Source organism: Paraburkholderia sp. SECH4 (assembly GCF_030511745.1).
Classification (GTDB): Bacteria; Pseudomonadota; Gammaproteobacteria; order Burkholderiales; family Burkholderiaceae; genus Paraburkholderia; species Paraburkholderia madseniana.
This window is the reverse complement of record NZ_JALOCP010000005.1, coordinates 105,989-118,677: the sequence shown is the minus strand read 5'-3', so window position 1 is coordinate 118,677 and position 12,689 is coordinate 105,989. Positions and strand designations below refer to the sequence as shown.

Annotated in this window: 14 protein-coding genes; 9 read left to right on the top strand and 5 right to left on the bottom strand. The window is 59.9% G+C overall.

Annotation, left to right across the window (positions count from 1 at the left end; genetic code table 11):
- Nucleotides 1-58 precede the first annotated feature (58 nt).
- Nucleotides 59-658: an NADPH-dependent F420 reductase gene (locus tag M0D67_RS09705; protein WP_266238688.1), complete on the top strand. Its 600-nt coding sequence runs from the start codon at nucleotides 59-61 to the stop codon at nucleotides 656-658.
- Nucleotides 659-753: 95 nt separating this feature from the next.
- Here the strand turns inward: M0D67_RS09705 and M0D67_RS09700 are convergent, their stop codons facing one another.
- Nucleotides 754-1,707, bottom strand: coding sequence for a carbon-nitrogen hydrolase family protein (locus M0D67_RS09700; protein ID WP_266238803.1), 954 nt, complete (start codon nucleotides 1,705-1,707; stop codon nucleotides 754-756).
- Between the two features lie 465 nt (nucleotides 1,708-2,172).
- Here M0D67_RS09700 and M0D67_RS09695 point away from each other — a divergent pair, with 465 nt between their 5' ends.
- Together M0D67_RS09695 and M0D67_RS09690 are read left to right on the top strand one after the other, a co-directional pair.
- Complete coding sequence (locus M0D67_RS09695) at nucleotides 2,173-2,661, top strand: NUDIX domain-containing protein (protein ID WP_266238687.1); 489 nt, start codon at nucleotides 2,173-2,175, stop codon at nucleotides 2,659-2,661.
- 113 nt (nucleotides 2,662-2,774) lie between these two features.
- Nucleotides 2,775-3,347 carry a GNAT family N-acetyltransferase gene (locus M0D67_RS09690; protein ID WP_266238686.1) on the top strand — a complete coding sequence of 191 codons (573 nt, stop codon included), beginning with the start codon at nucleotides 2,775-2,777 and terminating at the stop codon, nucleotides 3,345-3,347.
- 234 nt (nucleotides 3,348-3,581) lie between these two features.
- On the opposite strand, the gene M0D67_RS09685 is transcribed toward M0D67_RS09690, so the two are convergent.
- Nucleotides 3,582-4,031, bottom strand: a complete 450-nt coding sequence (locus M0D67_RS09685; protein ID WP_166618371.1) for a hypothetical protein — start codon at nucleotides 4,029-4,031, stop codon at nucleotides 3,582-3,584.
- Between the two features lie 248 nt (nucleotides 4,032-4,279).
- A complete protein-coding gene (locus M0D67_RS09680; protein ID WP_266238802.1) occupies nucleotides 4,280-5,218 on the bottom strand; it encodes a LysR family transcriptional regulator in 939 nt (312 codons plus the stop codon).
- A gap of 97 nt (nucleotides 5,219-5,315) precedes the next feature.
- Here M0D67_RS09680 and M0D67_RS09675 point away from each other — a divergent pair, with 97 nt between their 5' ends.
- The 5 genes from M0D67_RS09675 (at nucleotide 5,316) to M0D67_RS09655 (ending at nucleotide 9,339) form a co-directional block, all read left to right on the top strand.
- Nucleotides 5,316-6,329 carry a zinc-binding alcohol dehydrogenase family protein gene (locus M0D67_RS09675; RefSeq protein WP_154567962.1) on the top strand — a complete coding sequence of 338 codons (1,014 nt, stop codon included), beginning with the start codon at nucleotides 5,316-5,318 and terminating at the stop codon, nucleotides 6,327-6,329.
- Between the two features lie 24 nt (nucleotides 6,330-6,353).
- Nucleotides 6,354-6,779 (top strand): heme-binding protein, encoded by a 426-nt coding sequence (locus M0D67_RS09670; RefSeq protein WP_115109045.1) that lies wholly within the window; start codon nucleotides 6,354-6,356, stop codon nucleotides 6,777-6,779.
- 320 nt (nucleotides 6,780-7,099) lie between these two features.
- Nucleotides 7,100-7,543, top strand: a complete 444-nt coding sequence (locus tag M0D67_RS09665) for a GNAT family N-acetyltransferase (protein ID WP_266238685.1) — start codon at nucleotides 7,100-7,102, stop codon at nucleotides 7,541-7,543.
- A 348-nt stretch (nucleotides 7,544-7,891) separates the two neighbouring features.
- On the top strand, nucleotides 7,892-8,551 hold the full coding sequence (locus tag M0D67_RS09660; protein WP_266238801.1) for a DUF1326 domain-containing protein: 660 nt from the start codon (nucleotides 7,892-7,894) through the stop codon (nucleotides 8,549-8,551).
- Nucleotides 8,548-9,339, top strand: coding sequence for a DUF2182 domain-containing protein (locus M0D67_RS09655; RefSeq protein WP_266238684.1), 792 nt, complete (start codon nucleotides 8,548-8,550; stop codon nucleotides 9,337-9,339). The genes M0D67_RS09660 and M0D67_RS09655 overlap by 4 nt, the downstream gene beginning before the upstream one ends.
- An 86-nt stretch (nucleotides 9,340-9,425) precedes the next feature.
- Here M0D67_RS09655 and M0D67_RS09650 read toward each other — a convergent pair whose 3' ends face one another.
- Nucleotides 9,426-9,932: a RidA family protein gene (locus M0D67_RS09650; RefSeq protein WP_154566739.1), complete on the bottom strand. Its 507-nt coding sequence runs from the start codon at nucleotides 9,930-9,932 to the stop codon at nucleotides 9,426-9,428.
- A gap of 74 nt (nucleotides 9,933-10,006) precedes the next feature.
- Between M0D67_RS09650 and M0D67_RS09645 the strand changes: the two genes are divergently transcribed.
- Nucleotides 10,007-10,834, top strand: coding sequence for a cytochrome P450 (locus tag M0D67_RS09645; RefSeq protein ID WP_308112570.1), 828 nt, complete (start codon nucleotides 10,007-10,009; stop codon nucleotides 10,832-10,834).
- Nucleotides 10,835-11,241: 407 nt separating this feature from the next.
- Here M0D67_RS09645 and M0D67_RS09640 read toward each other — a convergent pair whose 3' ends face one another.
- Nucleotides 11,242-11,961, bottom strand: coding sequence for a phosphatase PAP2 family protein (locus M0D67_RS09640; RefSeq protein ID WP_266238683.1), 720 nt, complete (start codon nucleotides 11,959-11,961; stop codon nucleotides 11,242-11,244).
- Between the last annotated feature and the right edge of the window lie 728 nt (nucleotides 11,962-12,689).

Sequence of the window (12,689 nt, the reverse complement as noted above, 5' to 3'; positions counted from 1 at the left end):
TGCCGTGCTCCTGGACGAGCATGGCTTCGCTAACTTACGTTGCCGCTGAGGTGTCGAAATGAAGATTGGTTTTATTGGAGCCGGTGCTGTAGCGCAGTCCATCGCCAGGAGTGCCATTCAAGCAGGACATGAGGTTGTCTTGAGCGCTCGTCGCGGGCCGCAGGCTTTGGGCGATATCGTGGCCGGACTCGGTCCGAACGCGTCGGCAGATACGGTCCAGGAGGTGGCCCGGCTCGAGCTGGTCATGCTCGCCGTTCCATGGCTTCAAGTCCCGTCGGCCCTGGATGGGCTGCCCAATTGGGCAGGTCGCATTCTGGTGGATACCACCAATCCTTTTACGCAACTCGAGCCTGAGCTCGTTCTGGCGGACCTGGGGGGCACGGGCGCCAGCGAGATCGTCGCGGCACACGCGCCAGAGGCTCGCGTCGTCAAGGCGTTCAATGCTATCCGCATGGAGCACTACGACAAGGGCCCGAAGTTTCATGACGGAAAGCGCGTCATCTTCGTCTCCGGTGACGACAAGGACGCAAAGGCGGTGGTGATCGGACTCGTCAACGATTTTGGCTACGCACCGGTGGATCTTGGCGGTCTGGTTTCGGGCGGTCGCATGCAGCAAGCGGGTGGTCCGATTGCCGGCCACGACTGGGTCGTCGCATAGGACCGCAAGGTATGCAAACCAATGAAATGAGTTGCGCAGTTTCCGGCCCGCATTCTGTCGCATCACATTGCAAATGACGGCTTCCGCGCTGACCTTCAGGAGCCACTGCCGAATCCATTTTTCTCAAACACGACCGGAGGCGTTGCCGCTTCGTTGACATGCAAACGGAAGACGTCCGGACGCGAGTAGTGACCCGTGACGTCAAAGTCATATTTCGCCCGGGCAAGGTCGTTGAGGTCAAGATCGGCCACGAGCAATGCATCCTGCTCAAAGATCGGACCGGCAATCAGCTCGCCAAGCGGGCTGACGATGCAGCTTCCGCCGCTCATCAGCACAGTGGACGGATCGTTACCCTGGATTGCCGCATAGTCGGTTGGGCAATCCGATCGGCGCAGGTGCTGGCAGGCTGACAATACAAAGCAACGCCCCTCCAAGGCAACATGCTGCATGGAGGAAGCCCATGTTGGCCGGCTGTCAGCGGTGGGGGCGCAGTAAATCTGGACACCCTTGGCGTACATCGCCATACGCATCAATGGCATGTAGTTTTCCCAGCAAATGACTGCGCCGAGCCTGCCGAACGGCGTGTCGAAAACCGGGAGGGTCGACCCATCGCCATAGCCCCAGATCAGCCTCTCGCCGGCGGTTGGCATCAGCTTGCGATGCTTGCCGAGCATCGTACCGTCCGGGCCAAAAAACAACGCCGTGCAATACAACGTGCCATGGTCCCGCTCGATTACGCCGATCACGATGTATTGTTTGTGGTCGGCAGCAACCTCGCCCAACCGGCGGGTGCCGGGACCTGGCACTTCTATCGCGCTGTCATAGTAACGACGATAGTCGTTGCGGCCGGCAGCGGTCCTTCCACCAATTGTCGAGCCGAAATCGAGCCCCTTTGGATAGGCTGAGACGAATGCTTCAGGAAATACGACAAGTTGAGTTCCTTGTCGCGCGGCGTCTGCGGTAAACGTCGCGACTTTATCGAGGGTTCTGTCCGCATCGAAGACGACGGATCCCGATTGCACTACCGCAGCACGTAATTTCTGTTGCATCAGAATGCTCCACTGAACGTAAGGGTTTGCAATCGGGAACGCTCCGGCTTGCTCGCTCATTGGAAGCTCAGTCGCAACCCATGTGAGCCGGCGGAGTCCGTCAGTCGCAACTAATGTGAGGTGGAAAATTCGTTGATTGCGAGCACGGCCAGGGTGGAATACAAGCCGCTACCAGTATAGGTTCCTAGCAGGCAAGCTTGCTGCCTGGATATAGGCGGCAACGGCAGCCCTCAAACGGCCGGCCGTTTCGAGTCAGGTTATGCCGGTCCCATGAGACTCCACGCGGCCATGAACGACCGATCGACATACGCCCTTGAATTGTTGACAATCGCTATCCCGAGCGAGAGCAGCTACTCGCTAAACTACGGTTTCCAAGCAGTGGTGTGACAGACGCTGAATGACCTAAGCCGCACTAACGCGGCGACCCGGAAGATCCTCTGACCATGAAAGGAAAGGAGAGAACTCATGCCGAGCCTTGAATGGGTGCGACCGGCTACGCTTATCGACTCTGCCTGGCGCATGGTGCTTCGCCTCGGCTTCCGGCTCGCTCGCGCATGGTGGCATCTTCGACGGCCTCGCCATGAGGGCGCGCTAGTAGCAATCTACGTCGGGCGGGCACTGTTGCTTGTGAAGTCATCGTACCGGACCGAGTGGAATTTTCCTGGCGGTAGTCTCCGGCCCGGTGAGACCCCTGATGCAGCGGCGCAGCGCGAAATGGAGGAGGAGATTGGTCTGTCGTCGTACACATTACTCCCCGCGGGCAGCGCCTGTGGCACTTGGGACGGACGAAGAGACCGGGTGCATTTCTTTGAGCTGCACCTCGATTGCATACCCGAGCTGCGGCTTGATAATCGTGAGATTATCGCCACGCATCTGGCATCGCCGGAGGAATTGCACGGCATCGCGCTGACAGGGGCGGTCGCCGCGTATCTCCGCAAAGATCTCTGCTGTTAGTTGGCCCTTTTCCTTTCGGGAAATTTCGACGGGTCCTGGTGCTGGGAAAGCAGCCAGCCGGTCCCGCCCAGCGGCCAGTTCACACCGAGCTTGACTAATACACACATGCGCTCATGACCTTGCCAACCCCGACACTGCATACCGCTCGCCTGCTATTGCGCCCTTTCACGGAAGCCGATACGGACTCCATCTACACACTGCAGAGCAACCCACGCGTGTTGCGTTACTGGGACGCGCCGCCATGGAAGGAGCGCGCGCAAGCAGAGCGCTTTATCGCGGTTTGCAGGCAAATTGAGCAGGAAGGCACCGGCGCGCGGCTGGCCATCGAGCGTGCCGCCGACGGTGTGTTCATCGGCTGGTGCTGTTTGATCAAATGGGATCCAGACTATCGCAGCGCGAGGATGGGCTACTGCTTCGATGAGGCGGCATGGGGCCAAGGCTTCGCCACCGAAGCGGCAGGCGCTTTGTTGCAATGGGCCTTCGACACGCTGGACCTGAACCGTGTTCAGGCCGAGGCCGACACGCGCAACACGGCATCGAGCCGCGTGCTGGAGAAGCTCCGGTTTGTCCGCGAAGGCTCGCTGCGAGAAGATTGCATTGTGGATGGCGAGGTATCTGATACCTGGGTGTATGGGCTTCTCAGGCGGGAATGGATGCCGTTGCAGTCAGGGTCGGCAGCAGAATGAAATGGTGGAACGTTTGATCGCACAGGAACGTCCTCAGTTACTACCTGAGGGCCGGCTTACGGGCCGTACCCCAGCGACCGCCCTGGCCACTGATTTATGCCTTTCGCGTTGGACAGTGACCGGCCAATTCCGGTCGGTCGTCGATGTCGCTCCATAACGGACACTCGCCATTGAGTCCCGGACGCGCACAGCGCTTATCGACACAAACTGGGCTCGGACGGAACGGCGAGCTCGCTAAATGTGGACCCAAATTGCTCTGAGTTTGCAGCCAAGCGCGTCCTCGACCTGGGACTCTTGGGCGACCGATAGACCACGTGTGTTCGGATTCATCGCCTCAAGTACGAATCGTCCGAATGCTGCCGGCCACACATATCCGAGGTCGTTCAAGGAAACACTTGACTGGCAGCATGCGGTCACGACAACGAGGTCAGAGAGGCGGCCAGCAGCGAAATCGTCCATCCTGTTTGCCCACCAAGGTTCGACGTTCGTGCCGCACACGGGGCAAATTACGCCTTCCCAATTCGCACCGGGATGGAAAAATTCGATTTCCTGCTTGAACGAGAATACGACCTCATCCGCATTGGGGACCAGCCGAGAAAACAGCGCAAGTGCAGTTTCAGCGGCCAGCTCGGTTGGCCTGAACTCAGGGTCGAGGGGAACATATTGCAACCAGTTGTCGGACATGATGAACCAGTCGGATCGGGATTGTGTGCGTTGCCAGTCCTGCGCGTTTGCGAGACCCGGCTACATGGTGAACGGCCGCTTTCGACAAATCTGAAGGTCCCCTCAGGGTCGGGTACGGAAGCTCGGCATCGGGCCGAGACACTGGATGTTCGGACTGACCGTGTACTTCCGGGTTCGGCCAACAGACAACCTTCGCGGGCAACGGGGTTCGGACATTCAGACGTCCGTTGCGCCCTGTAGGCGGCCAATTAAATCGCGAGTACAGCCTGAGTGCCTCCGGATGGATGGCTGGCAAGCAATGCAGTGCAGCGCTCCCGCAAGAAAGCATGCAACGCGTTAATCGCCGGCGACAGTTGCGCACGGTGAGCACAAATCAAGTGCAGCGGCGCGAGCTCGCAATACTCCGGGGGAAATAACTCCACCAGCCGACCTGCCTTCAGATCGTCAATGAGGTCCAGCCGCGACTTGTAGACAAGGCCTTCCCCGGCTATCGCCCAGCGACGAACTGCATCGGCATCGTCGCTGATGCGATTGCCTGTGACGGCCACGGTGCGCTCGCCGCCAGGCGGGGTAAAGTGCCAGCGTTCATGTATCTGCTCGCCCCAGACGTACCGAAGGCAGTTGTGTCGCCGCAGATCCTCAACTTTGGCCGGTGCGCCATGCCGTTCGAGGTATGACGGCGCGGCACACAATGCGCGTCGATTGTTGTCGACCAGTTTCATGGCCAGAAGAGACGAATCTGGCAGCGCTCCGTAGCGCACGAGCGCATCCAGCGGCTGGCGGATGAGGTCGGCCGCACGGTCGCTTATTTTCACGTGCAGCGACAAACCAGGGTGCCGGTGCTGAAATTCATCCAGCCACGGTAACAACAGGTTTCGACCAAAGTCAGACGGAGCGGACAGCCGCAGCGGCCCGGACAGCGCCCCCCGGCCGTCGGCCAGGGCATGCTGGCCTTGCTCCAGCGCGCCAATCATGACCCGCGCATGCGGCAGGTATCGCTCCCCGGCGTCCGAAAGTTGCATGCTTCGCGTCGAACGGGTGAACAGGCGCGTGTCCAGCGCCTTTTCGAGTCGCTGCACTGACGCACTCGCATGTGCGGGCGCGATATTCAACTGGCGCGCCGCCTCCGAGAAGCTGCCGTAGTCCACCGTGTGTACGAAGATCTGAACGTCATCGAGTCGGATCATTTTCATCGAAATGCCGAAATTGTTTGGGCTCGGCGGGTATTTATCCGCATATCGACGAAAGATAACATGGTCTCAATCACCCTTGGAGACCATGTGTATGAAAGCAATTGGCTTCTATCAGAACCATCCCATCAGCCACCCGCAGGCGCTGCAGGATATCGAGCTGCCGACGCCGGAGCTGCGCGACCACGATCTGCTGGTGGAAGTGAAAGCGGTATCGGTCAACCCGGTCGATACCAAAATCCGGCGCGGTGGAGATATTCCGGAAGGCGGTGCGCGCATCGCCGGCTGGGACGCGGCGGGAATCGTCCGCGCGACCGGTCCGCTGGCAACCCGCTTCAAGGCAGGCGACCGTGTCTGGTACGCGGGTGACATCAAGCGGCCCGGCAGCAACAGCGAACTGCACGCCGTGGACGAGCGCATCGTCGGACCTATGCCGACCTCACTGGACTTCGCCGCGGCCGCGTCGTTGCCGCTGACGACGATCACTGCGTGGGAGCTGCTGTTCGACCGTCTGCGTGTTCACGCAGCGGACCCGACCGACAACAACGTGCTGCTCGTCATTGGAGCGGCTGGCGGCGTCGGTTCGATTCTGACCCAACTGGCGCGCGAGTTGACTGGCATGACCGTCATCGGCACGGCCTCGCGGCCGGAAACCCGCGAGTGGGTGCTGGCCCATGGCGCACATTACGTCCTCGATCATCATCAGGCCTGGGCACCCCAGTTGGCCGCGCTCGGCATCGAGCACGTTACCCACGTTGCCGGGCTGAACAACAGCGCCGCCTATGTGCCGCAAATCGCCTCCGTGCTGCGCCCGGAAGGCCAGTTCGCACTCATCGACGACCCGGTGGGTCTGGACATCGGGCCGTTCAAGGGGAAATCCATCTCGATTCACTGGGAGCTGATGTTCACCCGCGCGATGTTCACCACCGACACCCTCGCACGGCAATACGCGTTGCTGCGCCGCGCGGCGGAGCTGGTCGATCTGGGCCGCCTCAAGCACACGCTGACCCGACGCATTGACGGCATCAACGCCGCAGGTCTGATCGAGGCGCATGCGCTGGTCGAGGCAGGCAATATGATCGGCAAGGTCGTCGTCGCCAACCGCTGAACTCTTCTGACAATGAGCATCAACATGACATCGCAAATCATCAGCACGACAACGATCAGCCTGGAAGCTGCACAAGCATTGCTGGCAGAAGCGCGCCGCGCGTGCGCCGCGCGCGGATTCGCCGCGACCATCGCAATTACCGATGCAGGAGGCCACCTGCGCGCTTTCGAGCGAGCGGATACCGCCCCGTTCCTTACCGTTGATGTCGCCATCGACAAGGCATGGACCGCCGCGTCGTTCGGCATGGCCACGCACCAATGGAATCAGTACATGGCCGAGCCCACCGTTGCCCCACTGGCGCACCATCCGCGGCTGACGCCGGTCGGCGGTGGCGTACCGATCTTCCACGAAGGGCGTCTGGTGGGTGGCATCGGTGTTTCTGGCGGAACATCGGTTCAAGACCACGAGGCCGCTGAGGAAGCGCTGCGTCACGCAGGGTTTAAGCAGTAAGCCTGGGCCGTTGAACGATCGCCTTGCCGTCAATCGACAAACGTCCACAAAGAGGTGGAACCATTGCTCGTGAGGGACCGGCGCGGACGGCCGGATCACTCCGATAACTGCCATTGAAGCCCTGGCGGCTCGAACGGCGGCTCCGGGTCGATTTCGGCGGTTCGTCGGGAGCCCAGGTTCGCCAGCAGCAGATCGGCTAACTCAGCTATCCGGTGAATGGCATTCCGCGTCCGTCGACATTAGCTGGCCCAACCGATTGATGCCGATCCCCTGTATCCGATATTCTGGCGAAGACGTGCTTATCGCGATCGGCGGTTGTAATGAATCTGGATTTTCGACAGGCCGCACCTGAAGACTCGGAATGGCTATTTGACACGTACCGGCGAACGATGAAAGGTTTCGTTGCCTCAGCGTATGGCTGGGACGACGACTTGCAACAGGCGGGGTTTGCCAAAAGCCTTCGCCAAGGCGCTTGTCAAATAGTTACATGGGAAGGCAACCGATGCGGATTTGTGCACTGGGACGTCGAACCGGATCTCGTATGGCTGAGAATGCTTTGTATCGTGCCGGAGATGCAAAACAAGTCGATCGGCAGTGCAGCGATTGCCAAGGTGATGTCGTTGTCCAGTGACTTACAAAAGCCGGTGTACTTGAATGTCTTCGTATGCAACCGAGCTGCCTACGACTGGTACAGCAGAATCGGTTTTGTCGAAATCGAAAACGACGGCAAGGTCTCCACTTTGGTGCTTGCTCCTACCGTTTGAAAAGCGAATTGCCGCCCCTCGTCGTGGATGGAAAGGTGACCGGGGAGATGGTGTCCAACATCATTGTGGCCCATGCCTGAATTGCGGCGCGCGAGATAACGAACGTCGCCCACCTCCGTCAATCTTTCGAGCGCATCCACCACCGTTCCCAGATACGGTCGTGATAGCTGACGAGCCGCTTTTCTCCTGCGATGTGGATCAGGTGGCGGCCGTTCTGACCGCAGGCTCCTCCGTCAAAACATCATATGTAACGCCCATCACAATCGCCCGCGCGCCCAGTCAACCCAAACTTTGACTTCCCTCCCCCTGCCATACACTAGATTCGAAGCACGCTACTCGTCACGGAGCATAAGGAGAACAACCACGACTCCCTGGGAAATCCAAGGCACCGAACTGATCAACTGCAATTGCTCATACGGTTGCCCGTGCCAATTCAACGCACTGCCGAACAACGGCTTCTGCGAAGCGATGGGCGCCATCTCGATCAGCAACGGTTACTACGGCGACGTGCGACTCGACGGCCTCAACATCGCGGTCGTGTTTCAGTGGCCGGGACCGATCCACGAAGGCAAGGGAAAATGCCAGCCGATCGTCGACGAACGGGCCAGCCCGGAACAACGCGAAGCCATTCTGAAAATCATGACGGGGCAGGACACCGAGCCGTTCGCCACGATGTTCTCCGTATTCGCATCGACGCTCGAGCAAGCATTCGATCCGATCTTTACGAAGATCGATTTCGATGTTGATGTCGATACCAGACGCGGCCGGATTCATGTCGAGGGCGTATTCGACGTTGTCGGCGAACCGGTCCGCAATCCCGTAACGGGCGACGAGCATCGTGTCCGAATCGACTTGCCTCACGGCTTCGAATACGAGCTTGCCGAGATCGGCTCCGGCACCAGCCGCTCGCACGGAAACATCGCACTGGATCTCAAGGGGACTTACGCCCAGTTCGCGCGACTGCACTTGAATAACAAAGGACCGATCCGGCATCGCGCTGCCGCATGAGCAGCGTCGAAAATATCCTCGGACGCGAGCGCGTCATCACCGCGCTCGGCATCGTCGCCGTCGTCGCGTTGTCGTGGGCCTACTTGTGGACGGGCGCCGGAATCGGCATGTCCGCGCTCGAGATGACGGCCGTCGCACTGTTCCCGCATCGACTGGCAGATGGCGGCGGGGGAATGGATCCGTCGCTGCCCACCGTGATCCTCATGTGGTGGGTGATGATGATCGCGATGATGACGCCCAGCGCGGCGCCGCTCGTCCTGTTGTATCGACGCGTATTGCGGCACCACTCCGCGATCGAGGCCAGGTCGGCCATCCCGTCGTTGTTTCTCCTGGCCGGTTACCTGATCGCATGGCTGGCATTCTCGATCTGCGCGGCATCGCTGCAGAAGGTGCTGCAACCGACCGGCCTCATTTCGGAAATGATGTTGTGGTCGAAGAGCGCGCCCCTTTCCGCGATCGTTCTGGCTGCGGCGGGCGTCTATCAGTTCTCGCCGCTCAAGCGCGCCTGCCTGACGCAGTGCCGTTCACCAGTGAATTTCCTCACCGCGCACTGGCGTCCTGGCGTCGCAGGCAGCTTCCTGCTCGGGATGCGTCATGGCATTTACTGCGTGGGCTGCTGTTGGCTGCTGATGGCGTTGTTGTTTGTCGGCGGCATCATGAATCTCGTCTGGATCGCCGCGCTGTCGCTTATCGTTTTCGTGGAAAAAATCCTGCCCGGCGGTGAGCGTGTCGGCCGCGCGCTGGGCGTCGTGCTGATCACCTGGGCCGGCGTCACCCTGTTGGTGTGATTGGATTCTCTCTTCTCACACGGTCATTCAAATGACCGAACAGCTAAATCTGTCAATAGATGTGCGTCCCGTAACACAGGGGCTCATTACACGAGGCTGCGCACCCCGCCGTCGATCTCGAGCTCGGCCTCGCACTCGACCGGCACGTTTAGAGGAAGCGCCACGCCGACTGCCGAGCGAGAATGCGCGCCAATGTCGGGTCCAAACACTTCAAGAATAAGGTCAGAATAGCCGTTCGCGATCTTTGGCATCTGATCGAAGCCAGGCGCGACATTAATCATCGCAAAGACGCGCAGCCATGCCGTAATGCGATCCAGGTCTCCAAGCTCTTTCTTCAGGCTTGCCAACTGAGCGAGCGCCACAAGGCGTGCCGCTGCGTAGCCTTCGTCCACTGAAACTTCAACGCCCACTCTGCCGACCGGTTGCGCAATTGTTCCGTCGAGGTTGAGCGGAACGTGTCCCGAAACAAACGCTCGTGCCCCTCGTACTCGAATCCATGCAAAAGGCAAGGACATGCGTACGTTTTGCGGCATCTGTAGCGGCTGAGGCAACGTCAAGCCTAATTCCGCCAACTTCGCTTCGATTCGCGCCATGATTGCCTCCTCAGCGTTTTTGAAAGCCGGCATTCTTCCGGTCCTGCGGGCGCAGGATGATCTATGCTGAATGACTGATCGTCAGCGCCTGGCTCCGGGCGTCTCGATCAAGGAACCGCGAACTCGACCGCTCTCTGATCGAAGTGCACCGATACGTGCGAAATATGATGAGCCGGGCACGTGAACGAATGCGCGATGACCCGTCGGAGTTGCCACGTCATCTCCTTGAAGCGATGCTGGTCATGCGCGACGCGCCGGAGTCCGATGTAACCGACGACCAGGTCGCTGCAAATGTTCTCACGCTACTGCTTGCAGGCGAAGACACGACGGCGAATTCGATAGCGTGGACGCTGCTATACGTTGCTGCCGATTCCGCCTTGCAACAGCGACTCTTTGACTCGTCACGCGGTGTGCTCGGCTCAGCTCCCGTTTGCCCGGACTTTACGTCGTTGAAGCAACTGGATCTGCTCGAGGCGGTTTGTACGGAAACCGGAAGGCTGCGTCCTGTCGTTGCGATCAATTCGTTTGAGCCGTTGGAAGACGTGTGTCTTGCCGACATCATGCTACCGGCTGGCACGAAAATGTTTTTCCTGAATCGGCCGGCCACACTCGACGCGCGCAATTTCCCTAATCCTTTGCGGTTCGACCCTGATCGCTGGCTGCATGACGGGAGCCGCGCGCGCACCGCACACGACTCACGTGCGTACCTGCAATTCGGCGCCGGGCCACGTGTGTGTCCGGGACGTTACCTGGCCGCTGTGGAAATGCGCCTGGTATTGTCAATGCTGATGGCCAATTTCTCGATCCGAATGGCTGTCAATCCACGTACGATTCGAGAGGTCACTGCCTTCACTATGATCCCGAGTGCCATGCCGGTGCATCTGTCGGCACGGGCCACGTGAATTTCCTCGGTTCGCGCGCGCACTCGAAACACCAATGCGTATTGGCCTGAACCAGAATCCTTTGTGAACCTCAGGGATGAAACTTGCTCGCTCTCGATCCTCGTACGGGCGAATGGTTCGTCTACACCAGGAGCGCAGACCAGACGCAGAACCAAATGGGCGTTTTCACACGGCCTCGGCCAGTTACCGACATTCGCTTGCTGGCAACGAATGTCCGCGGTTCTACCGCAATTCGGACGTTCTCCATCGGCAAAAGGACACCCGCTCGGCGGCCGTTGCGGCCCTACAAGCCGCGAGCAGGCGATCCAGCTTTGAACGCCGTCCTCCACCGATCAGATGCCACGCCATGCGTGCGAGCGTATCCAGTAGGGGGCGATGAGCGCTCCCTCTCCACACCTTCCGACCAACTACATCCCATGTATCAGGCCGTGCGCCAACACGCGCAGCTCCTGGAACTGGGTCGCCAACTCGAAACTAAGCACGAACGCGGCGCCACAAAACAAGCCGGGATAGCGCTGCGCGAACGCCAGCATCGGTGCTGCGATGCGCGTGCGTATCGCCCTGGCGCTCATCACGTATGTGATGCCGATGCCGAGCGCTGCACCGGCCAGCACGTCCGTCGGGTAGTGCACGCCGAGATAGATACGCGGCAGGCCGATCAGCACCACCGCGTGCAACAGCGCGTAGATCCCCACGGGCCGCGAGGCCAAGAAAATACCCATAGCGACCGCGCACCAGAGCATGGCGTGATCGCTCGGAAACGAACTCCACGTGCGAAGCACCGGCTCGTCCACGTTGGCCTCAGGAAAGAACGCGCGCAATGCCGGTTCATACATCGGCCGCAGGCGAAACGGCAGGTAGTGCGCAAGCAGGCGGCCGGCCGCCAGCGCGATGAGGCCGCTCACGATGGCGATCACGACGAGTTCGCGCTGGCGTCGCCGGACGGCCTCGCCGTCAGCTCCTTCCGCACGTTCGCGCCTGAACCAGACCCACCACAGCAGTGCAACCAACACGACGCCCTTCGGCAAGTACGCGTTCACGACTGCTTCGACTACATGGGTGAAGCCTTGAGAATGAATGGCCAGTTTATTTATGGACGCGATGGCCCACGTATCGATGACGTTCATTTGTCTTTGCTCCCCTACGTGCGGCAATCGACATAACTTCATTCGGCCGCAGCCGCTATCACGCCGCCGCATCGCAAGCATCGCTAGTGCCCGGCTACGCGGCGAAGCGCTCGACGGCCGGTAACGACAATCATCGTATTGACATGAAGATGTGGTATGTGCGCTGGCGCGTGTAGTGTCCCAGCTAATTGCCGGATCCCTCGCTCAAGCCTCTTCCAGTGCCAACAACCGCTGTTATGACCCCGCCACAGCCACCAGCACCGTCGTTTCCCGCCTCCGGTGTAACGTTAATGGGCATTCAAATACCGGGTTGACTCACTGGTGCAGCCATCGACCGTCGACGGCCAGCGCACCGGCTGCTGGCCGCAATGGTCGACGAACAGCAGTTGAAGCGATGTGGGTAGATGATCCATATCGACCCGATTGCAGTCCGTCGCCAATCGCGTCCGGGTGTCTCAAACGGGTCGCCTGCTGCCGGTCGAGGCCTCGCGAGGTTGAAGATGTGCGACCGGGGAACTGGCTCCAGCGAATAAACGTTCGCATCCGAAAGTCATATACTGGCTTGGTCTGCCTGCTGTCTATCGCGTAGCTGTGGTATGCGTTCGCATAACTATTCGAACGGTTTTGGTGCGCTCGGTGCGGGAGACTAACGGCGTTGTGCCCGCCTCGGATCGAACGCCAGGGCTGAGCCGTCTGCTTGCGCATGTTCTTTTGGCCAGGCAGGCGAC

Excerpts from the sequence above, each read along its gene's own strand:
- M0D67_RS09705 (WP_266238688.1), top strand. The coding sequence starts at position 59 with ATGAAGATTGGTTTTATTGGAGCCGGTGCTGTAGCGCAGTCCATCGCC.
- M0D67_RS09700 (WP_266238803.1), bottom strand. The coding sequence starts at position 1,707 with ATGCAACAGAAATTACGTGCTGCGGTAGTGCAATCGGGATCCGTCGTC.
- M0D67_RS09695 (WP_266238687.1), top strand. The coding sequence starts at position 2,173 with ATGCCGAGCCTTGAATGGGTGCGACCGGCTACGCTTATCGACTCTGCC.
- M0D67_RS09690 (WP_266238686.1), top strand. The coding sequence starts at position 2,775 with ATGACCTTGCCAACCCCGACACTGCATACCGCTCGCCTGCTATTGCGC.
- M0D67_RS09685 (WP_166618371.1), bottom strand. The coding sequence starts at position 4,031 with ATGTCCGACAACTGGTTGCAATATGTTCCCCTCGACCCTGAGTTCAGG.
- M0D67_RS09680 (WP_266238802.1), bottom strand. The coding sequence starts at position 5,218 with ATGATCCGACTCGATGACGTTCAGATCTTCGTACACACGGTGGACTAC.
- M0D67_RS09675 (WP_154567962.1), top strand. The coding sequence starts at position 5,316 with ATGAAAGCAATTGGCTTCTATCAGAACCATCCCATCAGCCACCCGCAG.
- M0D67_RS09670 (WP_115109045.1), top strand. The coding sequence starts at position 6,354 with ATGACATCGCAAATCATCAGCACGACAACGATCAGCCTGGAAGCTGCA.
- M0D67_RS09665 (WP_266238685.1), top strand. The coding sequence starts at position 7,100 with ATGAATCTGGATTTTCGACAGGCCGCACCTGAAGACTCGGAATGGCTA.
- M0D67_RS09655 (WP_266238684.1), top strand. The coding sequence starts at position 8,548 with ATGAGCAGCGTCGAAAATATCCTCGGACGCGAGCGCGTCATCACCGCG.
- M0D67_RS09650 (WP_154566739.1), bottom strand. The coding sequence starts at position 9,932 with ATGGCGCGAATCGAAGCGAAGTTGGCGGAATTAGGCTTGACGTTGCCT.
- M0D67_RS09640 (WP_266238683.1), bottom strand. The coding sequence starts at position 11,961 with ATGAACGTCATCGATACGTGGGCCATCGCGTCCATAAATAAACTGGCC.